The sequence below is a fragment of the Streptomyces sp. P1-3 genome (assembly GCF_050613155.1).
In the GTDB taxonomy this organism is placed as follows: Bacteria; Actinomycetota; Actinomycetes; order Streptomycetales; family Streptomycetaceae; genus Streptomyces.
The window spans coordinates 5,531,331-5,546,738 of record NZ_CP192512.1; the positions used below are offsets into that span (position 1 = coordinate 5,531,331).

The 15,408-nt window shown below is 72.3% G+C and carries 15 protein-coding genes and 1 pseudogene; 6 read left to right on the forward strand and 10 right to left on the reverse strand.

All coding sequences use genetic code 11. The features are described 5' to 3' along the window. Positions 1-51 precede the first annotated feature (51 nt). Complete coding sequence (locus ACQUSR_RS23425) at positions 52-2,013, reverse strand: APC family permease (protein WP_431044569.1); 1,962 nt, start codon at positions 2,011-2,013, stop codon at positions 52-54. Positions 2,014-2,240: 227 nt separating this feature from the next. Here ACQUSR_RS23425 and ACQUSR_RS23430 point away from each other — a divergent pair, with 227 nt between their 5' ends. Next, a complete protein-coding gene (locus ACQUSR_RS23430) occupies positions 2,241-2,804 on the forward strand; it encodes a hypothetical protein (RefSeq protein ID WP_431044570.1) in 564 nt (187 codons plus the stop codon). Positions 2,805-2,898: 94 nt separating this feature from the next. Here the strand turns inward: ACQUSR_RS23430 and nirD are convergent, their stop codons facing one another. Genes nirD through ACQUSR_RS23445 form a run of 3 tightly spaced genes read right to left on the reverse strand, consistent with a single transcriptional unit; the run spans position 2,899 to position 7,654 of the window. Then, positions 2,899-3,288 (reverse strand): nitrite reductase small subunit NirD, encoded by a 390-nt coding sequence (nirD, locus tag ACQUSR_RS23435; protein ID WP_431044571.1) that lies wholly within the window; start codon positions 3,286-3,288, stop codon positions 2,899-2,901. Beyond that, positions 3,285-5,984 carry a nitrite reductase large subunit NirB gene (nirB, locus tag ACQUSR_RS23440; protein ID WP_431044572.1) on the reverse strand — a complete coding sequence of 900 codons (2,700 nt, stop codon included), beginning with the start codon at positions 5,982-5,984 and terminating at the stop codon, positions 3,285-3,287. Before nirB ends, nirD begins: the two co-directional genes overlap by 4 nt. A 2-nt stretch (positions 5,985-5,986) precedes the next feature. Continuing rightward, a complete protein-coding gene (locus ACQUSR_RS23445) occupies positions 5,987-7,654 on the reverse strand; it encodes an NAD(P)/FAD-dependent oxidoreductase (RefSeq protein ID WP_431044573.1) in 1,668 nt (555 codons plus the stop codon). 235 nt (positions 7,655-7,889) lie between these two features. Here ACQUSR_RS23445 and ACQUSR_RS23450 point away from each other — a divergent pair, with 235 nt between their 5' ends. After that, a complete protein-coding gene (locus ACQUSR_RS23450) occupies positions 7,890-8,672 on the forward strand; it encodes a TSUP family transporter (protein WP_431044574.1) in 783 nt (260 codons plus the stop codon). A 176-nt stretch (positions 8,673-8,848) separates the two neighbouring features. On the opposite strand, the gene ACQUSR_RS23455 is transcribed toward ACQUSR_RS23450, so the two are convergent. From ACQUSR_RS23455 to ACQUSR_RS23465, 3 genes are all read right to left on the reverse strand, one after another. Continuing rightward, a complete protein-coding gene (locus ACQUSR_RS23455) occupies positions 8,849-9,676 on the reverse strand; it encodes an NAD(P)H-binding protein (protein ID WP_431044575.1) in 828 nt (275 codons plus the stop codon). A gap of 160 nt (positions 9,677-9,836) precedes the next feature. Further along, on the reverse strand, positions 9,837-10,541 hold the full coding sequence (locus ACQUSR_RS23460) for a hypothetical protein (protein WP_431044576.1): 705 nt from the start codon (positions 10,539-10,541) through the stop codon (positions 9,837-9,839). Positions 10,542-10,544: 3 nt separating this feature from the next. Further along, positions 10,545-11,387 (reverse strand): hypothetical protein, encoded by an 843-nt coding sequence (locus ACQUSR_RS23465; protein ID WP_431044577.1) that lies wholly within the window; start codon positions 11,385-11,387, stop codon positions 10,545-10,547. Between the two features lie 504 nt (positions 11,388-11,891). On the opposite strand from ACQUSR_RS23465, the pseudogene ACQUSR_RS23470 reads away from it, so the two are divergent. The 3 genes and pseudogenes from ACQUSR_RS23470 to ACQUSR_RS23480 form a co-directional block, all read left to right on the forward strand. Further along, positions 11,892-12,392: pseudogene (locus ACQUSR_RS23470) on the forward strand (DUF5753 domain-containing protein); the annotation flags it as partial. A 118-nt stretch (positions 12,393-12,510) separates the two neighbouring features. After that, positions 12,511-12,753, forward strand: coding sequence for a DUF397 domain-containing protein (locus ACQUSR_RS23475; protein ID WP_431044578.1), 243 nt, complete (start codon positions 12,511-12,513; stop codon positions 12,751-12,753). Positions 12,754-12,776: 23 nt separating this feature from the next. Beyond that, the gene (locus tag ACQUSR_RS23480; protein ID WP_431044579.1) at positions 12,777-13,169 is read left to right on the forward strand and encodes a hypothetical protein; all 393 of its coding nucleotides are present in this window, start codon (positions 12,777-12,779) and stop codon (positions 13,167-13,169) included. 85 nt (positions 13,170-13,254) lie between these two features. Here ACQUSR_RS23480 and ACQUSR_RS23485 read toward each other — a convergent pair whose 3' ends face one another. Together ACQUSR_RS23485 and ACQUSR_RS23490 are read right to left on the reverse strand one after the other, a co-directional pair. Beyond that, entirely contained in the window at positions 13,255-13,443 is a 189-nt protein-coding gene (locus ACQUSR_RS23485; protein WP_431044580.1) for a DUF397 domain-containing protein, read from the reverse strand. A gap of 3 nt (positions 13,444-13,446) precedes the next feature. After that, complete coding sequence (locus ACQUSR_RS23490) at positions 13,447-14,298, reverse strand: helix-turn-helix domain-containing protein (RefSeq protein WP_431044581.1); 852 nt, start codon at positions 14,296-14,298, stop codon at positions 13,447-13,449. A 186-nt stretch (positions 14,299-14,484) separates the two neighbouring features. On the opposite strand from ACQUSR_RS23490, the gene ACQUSR_RS23495 reads away from it, so the two are divergent. Further along, on the forward strand, positions 14,485-14,898 hold the full coding sequence (locus ACQUSR_RS23495) for an ATP-binding protein (protein WP_431044582.1): 414 nt from the start codon (positions 14,485-14,487) through the stop codon (positions 14,896-14,898). A gap of 31 nt (positions 14,899-14,929) precedes the next feature. Here ACQUSR_RS23495 and ACQUSR_RS23500 read toward each other — a convergent pair whose 3' ends face one another. After that, entirely contained in the window at positions 14,930-15,352 is a 423-nt protein-coding gene (locus ACQUSR_RS23500) for a VOC family protein (RefSeq protein WP_431044583.1), read from the reverse strand. Positions 15,353-15,408 lie beyond the last annotated feature (56 nt).

The following is a 15,408-nucleotide window of genomic DNA, read 5'->3' on the forward strand; positions in this document are numbered from 1 at the left end:
TGTGCCGGACCCGGGCGGACGGGTGGCGGGCACGTCCGCCCGGGTCCGGGCTCAGGCGGTGGTCGTCAGCCGGAACCGCAGCCGGCAGATCACCGCGTCCGTGTCCCGGCGCACCGCGTGCGCCATGACCGCGCCGCGCTGGTTCTGCAGCAGCCGCTGCCACAGCCGGGCGGGCTCCACCTCCGGGATCAGCACCGTCACCCGGGTGCCGGGGTGCTGCTCGGTCAGGCGCCGGACCAGCGCCGCCACCGGCCGCCCCACGGTGCGCGTCGCGGACGGCACCTCCAGGAGGTCCACGCCCGGGTTCCACAGCTCCCAGTCGCGGCGCAGCGCGGCGGCCGCCTCCCGGTCCTCGGGGTCCTGGTAGGTGACGGTGATGGCCAGCACCTCGTCACCGAGCGACGCGGCGGCGGTCAGCGCCTCGCTGGTCAGCCGGGACATCCCGGAGACCGGCACCACGACCAGCGAGTGTTCGCGGTGCGGAGCCTCGGGGACCCGGCCCAGGCCCAGGGCGTCGCCGATGCGCCCGTACGCGCGGTGCACGGCCTCGAAGCACAGCACGAGCAGCGGCAGGGCGACGACGATCAGCCAGGCGCCGTCGTGGAACTTCGTCGCCGTCACGACGACCGCGCTGACGCCGGTCAGCAGGGCCCCGAAGCCGTTGAGGAGCGCCTTGCCCCGCCAGCCCGGCCCGCGCTGCTCCCGCCAGTGGATCACCATGCCGGTCTGGGCGATGGTGAAGCCGACGAAGACGCCGATCGCGAAGAGCGGTACGAGGGTGTTGGTGTCGCCGCCGGAGAAGACCAGCAGCAGCGCGGAGACGGCGGCCAGCGCCAGCACGCCGTGCCGGTGCACCTGGCGGTCGGCCTTGAGCCCGAAGACATGCGGCAGGTAGTTGTCGCGCGCGAGCAGCTTCAGCAGCACCGGCAGGCCGCCGAACGAGGTGTTCGCGGACAGGGCCAGCAGCGTCATGGTGGCGAACTGGACGAGGTAGAAAGCCCAGTTGTGGCCCAGCGAGGCGTCCGCGAGCTGCGCCAGCACCGTGACTCCCTCCACCGGCTTGAGGTGGAAGCGGGAGATCAGCACGGACAGGCCGATCAGCATGATGCCCAGGATCGCGCCGAGGGCGATCTCCGCCCGCTGCGCGCGCTTGGCCGCCGGGGCGCGGAAGGCGGGCACCGCGTTGGCGATCGCCTCGACTCCCGTCAGCGCGGAGCAGCCGGACGCGAAGGCCTTGAGCAGTAGGAGCGCGCCGACCGTGGTGGCGTTGTCGGAGAGTACGGAGGCGTGCCCGGCCGATGCCTCCGTGCTGACCGGCGCGGACCGGAACAGACCGATGACGATCAGTGTGCAGATCGCGAGGATGAAGATCACCGTGGGCGCGATGAAGGCGCGCGCCGAGTCCACGATGCCGCGCAGGTTCACCGCGGTGATCAGCACCAGCACGCCCAGGCACAGCCACAGCCGCGTGTCGTACAGCTCGGGGAAGGCGGAGGTCAGCGCGGCGACCCCGGCGGTGACCGCGACGGCGACGTTGAGGACGTAGTCCAGTACGAGGGAGGCGGCGGCGACCAGGCTGGTCCGCTTGCCCAAGTGGGTCTTGGCGACGGCGTACGAACCGCCGCCGTCCGGGAACGCCGCGATCACCTGGCGGTAGGAGGCGACCAGGACCGCGAGCAGCGCGGCGATCGCCAGGGTGACGGGGAGGGTGAAACCGAGGCCGTGCGCGCCCGCCGCGGCCAGGACGAGGACGATCGCCTCCGGTCCGTAGGCGACCGAGGCCATGGCGTCCAGGGACAGTGCGGCGAGACCGGTGACAGTGGTCAGCTTGTGCCGCGAGTCGTGCTCCGGCTCGTGCCGGAGGTCGTGCTCCGGTCCGATCCCGGAGTCGTGCTCCGCTTCCGCCTGGGCCCGCGCCGACGAGACGGCCAGGGCCGCGGCCCGGATATCAGGCGGCTCCTCGTCGCTCGCTACGGCGGCGGGCGAACCCTGGTCCTTCGACGACATCGACATGATTGGTACGTACCTCCGCTGGTGCATGGGGGAGGCTTCAGCGTGGAGGCGCTTTCCGTATGCCGCGCGCCGTCTTTGCGTGCTCTTGGCGCCGAGATCTGTGATCCATACACCTTCTTGACGCTGGGGCGGGTCCGTGTCAGAGGCGCGTCAAGTTTCGACAGCGGGGAGTCAGCGGCGCGTCAACGCCCGGTGCGGCGACCGGCCCCGGACCTAGCGTCGGGAGCATGGCACGTGGAAACGGTGACGACGGGCGGCCGGTGCTCGCCCACGACAGCCGGTGGGTCCCCGATCTGCGTACCGCGGTGTGCGCCGCGGCGGCCCTGCTCGCCGTCATGCTCCTGCTCGACTCCGCGGACCACCACCTGGCCCCGCCCCGCGCCGCCGCCTGGACCGGCGTCGCACTGCTGCTGTTCGCCGTCCTGTGCCCGCGACGCGTGACCGCCGGCGACGGCTGGCTGGCGTCCCGCGGCGCCGTGGGCGGCGAGCGGCGCGTACGCACCGACCTGCTCACCAGCGTCACCCGGGTACAGGGCACGGCGCCCCGGCTGATCCTGCGCGACGTACTGGGCCGCCGCGTGGAACTCGACCCGAAGGTCCTCACGGGCAACCCGCTGCTGTGGCACGAACTCGACCGCGGGGTACGGCTCTCCCGCGCACGCGGGCTGTTGCGCAACGGCGAACGGGAGTTGCGCGTCCTGGCCGACCACATCGACGGCGACGGCGCCCGCCGCCTGCTGGAGGCGGCCGGGGTGATCCCGCCGAGCCCCGGCCCCGGGGCCGGCGTCTGACGGCGCCGACCCGTGTCGGGGGGCTCCTTCCGAGGAACTCCTTCTCAGGAACTCCTTCCGGGGAAGAGGCGGGTCAGGGGACAAGCGGCCGGCGTCAGCCCGCGGCGCCCGTACGGACCTGATAGGCCCGCACGCCCACCGACTCGTCGTCCAGGCACCGCCCCGTCACCAGGTCGAACCGCTGCTTGAGCAGCGGCGACGCGACGAACGCCCGGCCGCCCGCCGCCGAGCCGAGCAGCCCGCGAGAGAGCACGTACGCGCCCGAGAACGGATCGCGGTTGTCGATCGCGTACGCCTGCCCCGCCCGGTCCAGGAACACCGCGACCTGCGTGCCGTCCGGCAGCAGCGCGGCCACGCCCCGCCCCGGGGCGAGGTCGGACAGCTCGCACACCGCGAACCAGCTCTGGTTCACGAGCAGTTCGACGCGAACGGCGGTCGCCTCGGGCCCGGCGGGCCCGGCGGTCTTCTGCGGCGCCATGGTCATCGGCTGATGCTCCCTTCGAGGGTGCGGACGGGGATCGTGGGACCGGCCAGGATCGTCAGATCCGGCTTGACCTGGTCGCGCTCGGGTACGAACCGCACCGTCGGATCGGGCGAGCCGGGCGCGTTGACGAAGGAGACGAAGCGCCGCAGCCGCTCCGGGTCGGCGAGCGTCTCGGCCCACTCGTCGCGGTAGTGCGCCACGTGCTCGGCCATCATCGCCTCCAGCTCCGCGCACAGGCCGAGCGAGTCGTGCACCACCACGTCCCGTACGTGGTCGAGCCCGCCCTCGATCCGCTCCAGCCACGCCGAGGTGCGCTCCAGCCGGTCCGCGGTGCGGATGTAGAACATCAGGAAGCGGTCGATGACGCGGATCAGCTCCGCGTCGTCCAGGTCCTGGGCCAGCAGGTCGGCGTGGCGCGGGTCGGCGCCGCCGTTGCCGCCGACGTACAGGTTCCAGCCGTTCGAGGTGGCGATCACCCCGAAGTCCTTGCCGCGCGCCTCCGCGCACTCCCGGGCGCAGCCGGAGACGGCCGACTTGAGCTTGTGCGGGGAGCGCAGGCCCCGGTAGCGCAGCTCCAGGTCGATGGCCATACGGACCGAGTCCTGCACCCCGTACCGGCACCAGGTCTGCCCCACGCACGACTTCACGGTGCGCAGCGCCTTGCCGTAGGCGTGCCCGGACTCGAACCCGGCTTCCACCAGCCGCGCCCAGATCTTCGGGAGCTGGTCGACGCGGGCGCCGAACAGGTCGATCCGCTGCCCGCCGGTGATCTTCGTGTAGAGCCCGAAGTCCCGCGCCACCTCGCCGATGACGATCAGCTTCTGCGGGGTGATCTCGCCGCCGGGAATGCGCGGCACGATCGAGTACGAGCCGTTGCGCTGGAGGTTCGCCAGGAAGTGGTCGTTGGTGTCCTGGAGCGCGGCCTGCTCGCCGTCCAGGACGTAACCGCTGGCCCCCACGGTCGGGGCGAGCGAGGCGATGATGGAGGCCACGGCGGGCTTGCAGACCTCGCAGCCGTCGCCGCTGCGCGCCTCCTCGCGCCCATGGCCGTCCAGGAGCTGGGCGTAACTGGTCAGCCGCAGCGTTCGCACGATCTCGTACAGCTCGGCGCGGGTGTGCGCGAAGCAGCCGCACAGGCCCTTGTCGACGCTGACCCCGCTCGCCGTCAGCTCGTCCTCCACCAGGGAGGTGAGCGCCTTGACGCAACTGCCGCAGCCGGTCCCCGCCTTGGTGCACTTCTTCACCGCGGGGACGGTGGTGCAGGAGTGCTCGGTGACTGCGGCCCGGATGGTGCCCTTGGTGACGTTGTGGCAGTTGCAGATGACCGCCTCGTCGGGGAGCGCGGACGGGCCGAGGGCGGCGGGTGCGCCCACCCCCGCGGGGAGGACGAGCTGTTCGGGCGCGACCGGCGGCACGGTGCCGGTCAGCGGCCGCAGCATCCCGTACGCGTCCGCGTCGCCGACCAGCACCCCGCCCAGCAGCTCGCCCTCGGCGCCGATCACCAGCTTCTTGTAGACCCCGGCCCGGGAGTCGGAGTAGACGACGTCGAGGCAGCCGGGCGCGGTGCCGTGCGCGTCGCCGAAGGAGGCCACGTCCACGCCGAGGAGCTTGAGCTTGGTGGAGGTGTCGGCACCGGTGAAGCCGTCACCGGCCGCCTGGTCCGTGGTGGTGTCGGCGTCCGCGATGGCATCGGCGTCTCCGATGATGTCGGCGTCCGCGATGGTGTCGGCGGCCACCTCCGCCATCTCGTAGCCGGGCGCCACCAGTCCGTACACCCGGCCGTCCGCGGCCAGCGCGCACTCGCCGATGGCGTACACGGACGGGTCGCTGGTACGGCACCGCTCGTCGACCGCGATCCCGCCGCGCTCGCCGACGGTCAGCCCGCAGTCCCGGGCGAGCTGGTCACGGGGCCGTACGCCCGCCGAGAAGATCACGAGGTCGGTGTCGATGGCGGACCCGTCGGACAGCAGCATCGAGGTGACGGCACCGTCCTCGCCGGCCGTGATCTCCTTGCCACCGACGCCGGTGTGCACGACCAGCCCCATGTCCTCGACGGTGCGGCGCAGCGCGGCGCCGCCGCCCTCGTCCACCTGGAGGGCCATCAGCCGCGGGTTGAACTCCACGATGTGCGTGGTGAGCCCGAGCCCCTTGAGCGCCCCGGCCGCCTCCAGCCCGAGCAGTCCGCCGCCGACCACGGTGCCGGTGCCGCGGCCCTTGGCGTACTCCTCGATGGCCAGCAGGTCCTCGACGGTGCGGTAGACGAAGCAGCCGGTGGCGTCCTTGCCGGGGACGGGCGGCACGAAGGGGTACGAGCCGGTGGCCAGGACGAGCGCGTCGTACGCGATCGTCACCCCGGCCCGCGAGGTGACCGTGCGCGCCTCGCGGTCGACGGCGACGGCCGGGTCGCCCACGTGCAGCTCGATGCCGTGCCGGGCCATGAAGCCGTCCTCGACCAGCGACAGATCGTCGGGGGTACGGCCGGAGAAGTACGAGGACAGCTGGACGCGGTCGTAGGCGGGACGGGGCTCCTCGCAGAACACGACGACGCGGGCGGCGCCGGTGATTCCCCGGTCGGCGAGCGCCTCGAGGAACCGCTGGCCGACCATCCCGTGGCCGATCAGCACGATCGTCCGCGGCGTCGACTGCGTTGACCCGGTCGGCTTCGTCGGCGTCGCCGACGCTATCGGCTTCGTCATGGTCAGGAGCCTCCATCGTTGGTGAGCAGGTGGAGCAGCGGGGCGGCGGGCAGCGGCGCGTCGCCTTCCCAGGCGCGGGCGAGCGCGCCGACGGTGCCGAGATCGCCGAGCAGGATCCCGCCGACGAGCCGGTCCTGACGCACGACGACCTTGCGGTAGGCGCCACGGGTCGCGTCGGAGAGCTGTACGACGTCGTCACCGGGCGCGGGGGTGGCCTCGCCGAACGTGGCGAGATCGAGCGGTCCGCCGGCCGCGGCGTCGGCGGCGGTGGCGGTGGCCGAGAGGGCGTCGGCCGGGGCATCGGCCAGGGCATCGGCGGCGGGTGGAGCGGCCGCCGGGGGAGCGGAGAGGGTGAGCCGGGTCAGGGCACGGGTACCGCGGTAGCGGTGCGCGGCGGCGTCGCCGCGCTGGTTCCCGACTTGGTTCCCGGCCTGGTGCGGGCCGGGATCCCGCAGCCGCGCGGCGATCGCCCGCGCGAGGACGTCCGCCTGCTCCTGCGCCGGACCGGCGAGGCCGTACACGACCCCGTCGTGCTCGGCGCAGTCGCCGATCGCGTGGATGTAGGGGTCAGAGGTGCGCAGCTCGTCGTCGACGAGGACACCGCGCGCCACGTCGAGCCCGGCGGCATGGGCGAGCCCGACACGCGGCCGCACCCCGCAGGCGAAGACGACGATGTCGGTGTCGAGCGCGAATCCGTCGGCGAGCACGACGGCACGGACGGCACGCGGGGCGGGGGCCCGCCCGGCGCGGGGCGCGCGGTGGCCGCGGTCGGCACCGCGGGCGGGCCGCGGGGCGTCGGCCGCGTCGGCGGGCCGGGCGTCGCCCGTGTCGGTGGCCGTATCGGCGGGCCGGGTGCCGGATGTGCCGGTGGCCATAGGGGCGGGCTGGGCCCCGGCCGGGTCGGCGCAGGCCACGAGGTCGGTCCGCAGTCCGCGTACGCGGCACTCCGTGTGCACCTCCACGCCCATGGCCTCAAGGTGCGTGCGCAGCAGCCCGGCCGCGTGCGCGTCGACCTGGCGTTCCATCAGGTGCTCGCCTTGGTGGGCCAGCACCACCTGGGCGCCGCGCTGGGCCAGGGCGCGCGCGGCGGAGACGCCGAGCAGCCCGCCGCCGATGACGACCGCGCGGACCCCGGGCCGTACCGAGGCCGCGAGCGTCAGGCAGTCGTCCATGGTGCGGAAGGCGTGCACGCCGTCCGGCAGCTCGCGTCCTCCCCCAAACCTGTCCCCCAGCACGGCCGCTGGGCGGTGCCCCCAGGAGGTGCCCCCAGTCTCGAACAGGCCGCGCAGTGGCGGCAGGACCGGGTTGGAGCCGGTGGCGAGCACCAGTGTGTCGTAGGGGACGAGGCGGCCGTCGTCGCAGTGCACGGTCCGCGGACCGCGGTCGATACGGACCGCCCGAACCCCGCGCAGGTGGTGCGCGGCGGGCGTGGGGAGGGCGACGACCTCCGGGGCGTACCGCCCGGCGAGCACCTCGGCGAGCAGTACCCGGTTGTACGGGGCGTGCGGCTCCTCGCCGATGACGGTGACCGCCGGGGCCGCCGCGGCCCCCGCGCCCGCCGCCTCGGACGCCACCGCCAGCTGCTGGGCGAGCCGCGCCCCGGCCATGCCGCCGCCGATCACCACCACGCGGTGGCGGCCGTCCGGTTCCTTCTCCGACTCCGAGCTCATACCGGGAAGCGTGCGTGGTGCCTGTTACCCCACCGCATCCCCTTCGTTTCCGCCGGGCAACGCTGCCCTCAGCGGGCCGGAGGGACGGGTGTGAGACCGGCCGCCGGGACGGACGGCGGGCCGCGCTGTCCGCCGCCGCCCGCGAGTGACGACCGCCGGCGTCCGGCGTCCGGCGTCCGGCGATCCGCCGGGCCGCCCGCCAGGCCCGCCACGGGCGGCCGCTAGGGTCGCGATCATGCCTGACATATCCCTGACGACGGTGATCCTGTTGTGCGTGGCCGCCGCGGCGGCGGGCTGGATCGACGCCGTCGTGGGCGGCGGCGGCCTCCTCCAGCTCCCGGCCCTCCTGGTGGGTGTCCCCGACCTGCCGCCGGCGTACGTCCTGGGCACCAACAAGGCGGTGTCCGTCGTCGGCACCTCGGCCGCGGCCGTCACCTACACCAGCAAGGGCCTGGTGGACGTGGGCTCGGCCGCCCGGATCGGGCTGGCCGCGGCCGGGGGCTCGCTCGCCGGGGCGTTCTTCGCCGCCGGGATCGACAGCGCCGTACTCCGCCCGCTGATCATGGCCGTACTCCTCGCCGTACTGGCCTTCGTCCTCCTCCGCCCGGCCTTCGGCACCGCCCCGGCCACCGGCCCGGTGACCCGCCGCCGGGTCCTGGCGGGCATCCTCGTCGCGGGCCTGGGCATCGGCTTCTACGACGGGCTGATCGGCCCCGGCACGGGCACCTTCCTCGTCATCGCGCTGGTCGCGACGCTCAGGATGAACCTGGTGACGGCCTCCGCAACCGCGAAGGTGGTGAACGTCTGCACCAACCTCGGCGCGCTGCTGACCTTCGCCTACCAGGGCACGGTGCTGTGGCGGCTGGCCGCGCTGATGGCCGTCTTCAACTTCGCGGGCGGCATGGCGGGCGCGCGCATGGCCCTCAAGCGCGGTAGCGGCTTCGTGCGGGCGGTCCTGGTGGTGGTCGTGGTCTCGCTGGTGTGCAAGCTGGCGTACGACCAGTGGCTGGCGCGGTGACGTCCGACCCGGCCGGGGCACTCGCACGCCCTCGCGCGGTGAAGTCCGACCCGGCCGGGGCACTCGCACGCCCTCGCGCGGTGACGTCCGACCCGGCCGGGGCACTCGCATGCCCCTCGCCGGCCGCACGTGTGACCTGACCGCCGCTCGCCGGTCGGACGCCCGGCCTCGGCAGGTCAGGCGTGCCACGCCCCCGTGTCCGCGGTGCGCTCGGCGAACCCGGCGAAGTCCCGCGGCTCCCTGCCCAGGGCCCGCTGGACGCCGTCGGAGAGATAGGCGTTGCCGCCCCGCGCGATGATGCCCAGCAGGCCGTCCACGACGGGGGCCTCTTCGGCGGTGAGACCGGCCTGGAGCAGATCGGCGATGAACTCCTCCGAGGAGATCGGGGTGTATCGGACATCCCGGCCCGTCGCCTTGGCGATCAGAGCGACCGCGTCGCCGAAGGTGAGCAGCCGGGGCCCGGACAGCTCGTAGACCTGGCCCGAGTGTCCGTCCTCGGTAAGCGCGGCGACGGCGACGGCGGCGACGTCCTCGGCGTCGATGAACGGCTCGTGCCCGTCGGCGGTGGGCAGCCGCAACTCCCCACCGAGGATCGAGGGCAGGAACATGTCCTCACTGAAGTTCTGCGCGAACCACGTGGGCCGCAGGATCGTCCAGTCGATCCCGGCGTCGCGCACGGCCTGCTCGGCGGGGTGGGCCGCGTCCCAGCCGCGCGCCGAGAGCATGACGACCCGCTCGACCCCGCGCGAGGCGGCGAGCCGCAGGAAGTCGCGGATGTGCGGGGCGGCGTCGGGGTGTCCGAGGTCCTGGAGGTAGACGAGGTAGACGGCGCGTACGTCGGCGAGAGCGGGCTCCCAGGTGGAGCGGTCCAGCCAGTCGAAGGGGGTTTCGCCGGTGCGAGAGGCGGATCGCGTGCGGATGTCACGGGCGGTGAGTTGCTCGATGACCCGGCGCCCGGTCTTGCCGGTGCCGCCGAGGACCAGAGTCGTGGTGTTGTCTGCCATGTGCTCCAGTGAACGCGGGGACGGGCCGCCCCGACCATGCGCGGGAGGCTCGCGTTCATGTGTGTGCGTCCAGGGGTTCCAGGGCTGCGTCCAGAGGGCCGGGGCGCTGCCTCGTACGAAGGGGCTATCCGGGCCGACGGACCGACTCGAACCGACGGGCCTACCTGGGCCGACGCAGGTGAAGCGCCAGCGCGCAGGAGGCGTGGGCGAGCCATCCCGCGGTGAGCGCGACCGGCTTGCCGTGGCTCTGCAGCGCGTGGCAGGCGCCGAAGAACGCCACCAGGCCGATGCTGTTGCGGGTGAAGTGCCGCGCGAACTGCGCCAGGTCGCGGCGTGCCTCGATCACGACGAGGACGCCGGCGTAGGGGAAGGTCACGACCAGGCCGCTCAGATACCGTCCGATGGCGACCATGAGCAGCCCGCCGCTCGCGGCGGCACCCAACTTCGCCAGGGCCCCGGGCCGTGCCGCGGGCTCGGCCGGACGGCTCGGCGCGGGCGGCGGCAGGAGCACGGCGGCCGCGATCCACGCCACGGACACGGCGGCCAGTACCGGTACGAAGGGGACCGGCGCGAGTACGGCGACCAGCCTGCTCAGCGCGAGGTAGGCGACCACTCCGGCGAGGTCGGCCAGGACGATGTGCCACCCGCGGCGCCCGTGCAGCCAGGCGGTGACGGCGAAGAAGAGGTTCAGCGCGACCACGCCGAGCACCTGGCTGCCGTCCACCTCGACCGGGGTGGTGGCCAGGACCAGCGTGATCGGAATCGGGAGGCTGTAGACGAGCGCCCGCCATCGGACCGGGCGGATCAGGCTGACGCCCCATACCGTGAGGGTGACGGCCGTGAAGGCCATCAGCAGCGAGGCCACGCTTCAGCGATCCGCCAGCACCAGTCGGCGGAAGAGTTCGCGGCGGCGGCTCACGTCCTGCTCATTGACCATGAACAGGTGCGCCACCGTCTCTCCGTGGGCGTTCATGCGGGCCTCCCACGCCTGTCGGCCGTCCCACACGACGATGTTCACGTGCAGCCCGGGATCCTGGTCCCGGCGCTTGACGATCACTTCCACGCCCGCCTGCCGCTGCCGCTCCATCAGCTCCTCCAGCTCACTGCTGGGCCGGTCGGTGAGGAAGACCCGCGTGATGCGCACTCCGCGGGCGAGGGCGTCGAGGTTGGCCTGCCAGTACGCCGTTCCGACGTCACCGCGCCACCAGGTGGGCTCGTCGGCGACGTTGGTCACGGCCTCCAGCCGGTCCCGGCAGGCGCGGGTGGCGGCCAGCAGGTGCTCGCCGTCGTCTCCGGGCCGCTCGATGCGGCCCCGGCTCAGGTCGTCGAACTCCTCGGCCAGCCGCCGCAGCCGCTGCCGGGCCTCGGCCTCGATCGCGCCGCCGGGGTACTGCTCGACGATCCGCTGGGTGGCGGCTGCCACGGACGTCACCGAACCGGCCAGCCAGTCGGTCGTCTGCACCAACTGCCGTAACTGGAACCTCCGTTCCGCACGGGCCGAGGCATCCAGGACGAGCGAGAGGATGGTGAGCATCAAACCGGCGAGCAGGGACTCGACTCCGCTCGCGGCGCCGGTGACGTCCAGGCAGACGGACAGGACGAGGGCCAGGGATATGCCGACCAGCGCGATGGGGTCACTATGGGTGATCAGATGGGTCAGGCTGCCTCGCGACCGTCGGCCGGGTCTGCGAGGGCGCGGCGTGTTCGTCACCCGGTAGAGCATATGCCGTACGGGTTCGGCGACTTGGGCGTTTCGCGTAGGCCGCGCCTTCCTCGCTGAGGTCGGGGGTTGCTTGCTGTGTGCGGGCGGCGCGGGTGCATGTGTGCGCGTGCACGGGGTGGGTTGTGATCTTGGAGGTGCAAGTTCCCGCAAGTTCGTGGCGGTCACGGTGTGTGGAGGGCAAGGTGTGTCTCAGTGATCGCCGAACTGAGCGGGAGGCTCGCATGGCATTGACGTTCCTCGGCAAGGACCCTTGTGAGGAGGACGAGTGCCGCCATGTACGAACAGACTCTGCGGGCTCTGCGCGAGTTCGCCGTGTACGGGGCGGAAGCCCGAACGTTGATCACCTCAGCTATCGACGCCCTGGGGTGACCCCGAGAGGAGAGACTTGCGCCCGACGAGACATACGTACCGTGGAGCGCCGTAACCCAGACGGGCCTTGGTGACCTCCAGCAATCCGGTGTACCGCAGTACGAGCGTACGCGGCAGTTCCGCGTCTACGAGCCAGGTGTCGTACCCGGCCTGCTGCAAACCCAGGGCTACGCCACGGCGCTGATGGGCGTGATCATCCCCTTCTACGGCATCCCCGATGACACCGAGGCGGCCGTCGCCGGGCGTCTGCGGCGGCAGCAGGTGCTCCACGAAGGCGAGCGCGAGTTCCACATCCTGGTGGAGGAGTGGGTCCTGCGGTCGCGTATCGGCGGAGCCGACGTCATGGCCGAACAACTCGACCACCTGCGGGACGCTACGTCGCTGCCCCGAGTGCGCTTCGGCATCGTCCCGATGAGCGCCGACCGCGCCATGTGGCCGACGACGGGCTTCTACCTCTTCGACGACGCGGAGGCGAAGGTCGAACTCCCCGATTCGGAGGTCACGGTGACCCAACCGGCCGAGATCGAGATCTACGCCCGGACCCACGCCGGACTCGCCGCGATGGCCGTGTACGACGCGCACGCGCGTGCACTGATCGAGGACGCCCGCGCCGCACTCGGGTGAACCGCACGCAAGTCCCCGCAAGTCCGTAGAGACCGCCCCACCGCGCTCCCTACCGTCCTGCTCACCGCGGCACGGCCACCGCATACGGCCGTGCCGCCCGAGCAGGAAGGGGTCACCCATGCGTGACACGAACCTCTACGAACTCGACCTCACCGGCGCCGAGTTCACCCGCCCCGCCGCCTGCGGCGGGAACCCTCCGGACGCCCCGGAGACGTGCGTGACCCTCGCGCCGATCCCCGGCGCCGATGGCGCCTACGCGCTGGGCGACAGCAAGCGACCCGACGCGGAACCGCTCCGCTTCACGGCGGCGGAGTTGCGCGCGGCGGGCATCGACCCGGCCCGGTTCGGCCTGTCCGCCTGACCGGCGCGGCAGGCCAGGCCACTGTGCCGCACTACCACGCGTACTCCTGGTCCGGCCCCAAGCCGGACTTCGACCGGGAACGCGACCGCCGCCCCGAGGGCCCCGGCTTCGACGCCTCGGACCTCCCGCCCCTCCAGGTCGCGCACTGGCTCCGCAAGCCGCGAGGGCTGATCCGGGCCACGTACGACCACCCGAAGGAGGCGGCGGACTGGCTGGCGGAACGGGTGGGTGAGGCCGTCACCCTCAGCGCGCTCCAGCCGCCGCTGGAAACGCAGGTCGCGCTGGCGGTGGACACGCTGGGGTGGGGCGGCGACGTGTCCTGGGGCTGCTATGGCGCGGGGACGCGGTTCGTCTCGCTGGCGGTGGTGTGCTGTCCGAACCGGGCGGACCCCGCGGTGGCGTGCCCGCTGAGTTAGGGCTTGGGTCGTGTCCGTACGCAGAGGGAGCCCCCGCCGTCCTGGCGGGGGCTCCCTCTCCGCGTGTGCGCGTTGTCCGCGCTGGTTACTCGAACCGTCCCGCCGTGACGGCCGCCGTGAACTTCGCCCACGCGGCCGGTTCGAAGCGGAGCACGGGCCCGTGGGGGTTCTTGGAGTCGCGTACGGCGACGGTGCCGGGCACGTTGATTGCGACCTCCACGCATTCGCGTTCACCGTTGCTGTAGCTGGACTTGTGGTACTCAAAGTCAGGCATGGCTCACAGTTCCTCGCTGATGCGCTTGATGAACGCCTGTGAATCGCCCTCGCTGAGGGCCTGCCTGGCGATTGTCTCGAACAGTTCTACGTGCTGTGCAGCCCCTTCTCCGCCCTCGATCCACAGCCGGGTGAAGGGAACCTCCATGTACACCACGTCCATCGCCCCCGGTTCGGCGAACGACATGATGTTGAAGGCCGAGTCCATTTGAGGGTGAGACCCCGCGCTGAACGGGCGCACCTGCACAGTGATGTTCGGCCTCGTGGCAACGGCTGCCAGGTGGGTCAGCTGCTCCTTCATCACCTCTGCGCCACCCACGAGGTTCCGCAGCGCGGCCTCGAAGATGACGACCCGCAGGGCAAGGGGAGTCGCTTCCGTGAGACGCTGCTGGCGCGCGAGCCGAGCGGAGACGAACTGTTCATCGCTGTTCAACGCGCGGATGTAGGCAGGGGTCTGGAGCAGCCCCGGCACGTAGGCGACTTGCCACATGGTGACGGTGGTCGCCGCGCTCTCCAGGGCTACGTACTCGTGCATGTCACCAAGCCTGGAGAAGTCGTTCCACCAGCCCTTCGCCTTGCGACGCTCACGGTCGATGCGCGCCAACTCCAGCAGGCCGCCGACTGCTGCGGGATCCGACACCCCGAACCGCTCACACAGTGCGCGGATGTCCGGCTCCCGCATGGGAACCCACCCGCGCTCCATCTTCGCGACCTTGCCGGTCGACGCCGTGATGGCCTTGGCCGCCTCGCCCTGTGTGAGCCCGGCCGCCAGGCGCAGTTGCAGCAGCTCGCCGCCGAGCTTGCGTCCCAGGACCGTTGATACGCGGTTGTCCTGCGCGGCCTGATCGTCTGTCACGTCCACCCTCCAACATCGGCACGTTCAGTGTGGAGTCGAGCACGCCCCGCACGCAAGAACGGGTGAAATTCTCCCCGAGTCGATTGAAAGGATCTTGGGCTGCGGGCTACGTTCCGCGAAGAGCCGGTCGCGAACCGCAAGACACGCGACCGGTACGGCACCCGTTTGCCTGCCTGGAGGTACGCAATGGAACGGCCCCAAGACCCCGCCCCGGTCCGCTACCTGGACCGCCTCAACTACACCCCGTATCCCGGAAGCATCCCGATCGCCCGCAAGCGCACGGCACGCCTCGTCGGCGAGTGGGGCCACAAAGGCCTCGCCGAGGACGCGGCACTCGTGCTCGCCGAGCTGCTCACCAACGCGCTGCTGCACGGCTCCTTAAAGGGGCAGCTCATCCCCGTTCAGCTCACCCTCACCCCACGAACCCTGCGCATCGGCGTCGCCGACCCGCGTGGCCATCGCGTACCCAGCATCCGTATCGCCGCCGACGGCGACCAGTTCGGGCGCGGGCTGCTCATCGTCGACAGGCTCGCCGCCCGCTGGGGTGTACGGCCATGTGCCGTCGGCAAGGAGGTCTGGGCGGAACTCGACCTCTCGTGACCGTCGACCCGCCAGGCAGCCCCTAGCCGCCCTAGTAGGACTGCAACTCCACAAGCGTGCCGTCCGGCGTCCTCAGGTGGGCGGTACGCAGGTTGGGGCCCCAGTCGGGGCGGTCCTGGGCGTCGGCGAGCACGGACGCGCCGTGCCCGCTCAGGCAGCGCGCCGCGGCGGCGACGTCGTCGACGCGCAGGACCAGCATCGCGGCGTCCTGGGCCGAAGCGGCCGAAGCGGCCGAAGCGGCCGACGGCAGGCCGCCGGTGCCGACGGCCTCGGCGACGGCCTTGCGGGAGAACAGTGCGAGGACGGCTTCGCCGTTCAGGTCCCAGTTGGCGTAGCCCGCCGCGAGTATCACCTTGACCGGTTCGACGCCCAGGAGATCGCGGAGCGCCGCGGTCCAGAAACGAGCGGCAGTGTCGAAGTCCTCGACGAGCAGGCGGGGATACATGGCATCCATGCGCGTGATCGTATTCCTGCGGTGTTTCGGCAGGCCGGGGCCGTCGATCGGCCGGA

Excerpts from the sequence above, each read along its gene's own strand:
- ACQUSR_RS23455 (WP_431044575.1), bottom strand. The coding sequence starts at position 9,676 with ATGGCAGACAACACCACGACTCTGGTCCTCGGCGGCACCGGCAAGACC.
- ACQUSR_RS23495 (WP_431044582.1), top strand. The coding sequence starts at position 14,485 with ATGGAACGGCCCCAAGACCCCGCCCCGGTCCGCTACCTGGACCGCCTC.
- ACQUSR_RS23430 (WP_431044570.1), top strand. The coding sequence starts at position 2,241 with ATGGCACGTGGAAACGGTGACGACGGGCGGCCGGTGCTCGCCCACGAC.
- ACQUSR_RS23445 (WP_431044573.1), bottom strand. The coding sequence starts at position 7,654 with ATGAGCTCGGAGTCGGAGAAGGAACCGGACGGCCGCCACCGCGTGGTG.
- ACQUSR_RS23475 (WP_431044578.1), top strand. The coding sequence starts at position 12,511 with ATGCGTGACACGAACCTCTACGAACTCGACCTCACCGGCGCCGAGTTC.
- ACQUSR_RS23485 (WP_431044580.1), bottom strand. The coding sequence starts at position 13,443 with ATGCCTGACTTTGAGTACCACAAGTCCAGCTACAGCAACGGTGAACGC.
- ACQUSR_RS23425 (WP_431044569.1), bottom strand. The coding sequence starts at position 2,013 with ATGTCGATGTCGTCGAAGGACCAGGGTTCGCCCGCCGCCGTAGCGAGC.
- ACQUSR_RS23450 (WP_431044574.1), top strand. The coding sequence starts at position 7,890 with ATGCCTGACATATCCCTGACGACGGTGATCCTGTTGTGCGTGGCCGCC.
- nirD (WP_431044571.1), bottom strand. The coding sequence starts at position 3,288 with ATGACCATGGCGCCGCAGAAGACCGCCGGGCCCGCCGGGCCCGAGGCG.
- ACQUSR_RS23500 (WP_431044583.1), bottom strand. The coding sequence starts at position 15,352 with ATGGATGCCATGTATCCCCGCCTGCTCGTCGAGGACTTCGACACTGCC.
- nirB (WP_431044572.1), bottom strand. The coding sequence starts at position 5,984 with ATGACGAAGCCGATAGCGTCGGCGACGCCGACGAAGCCGACCGGGTCA.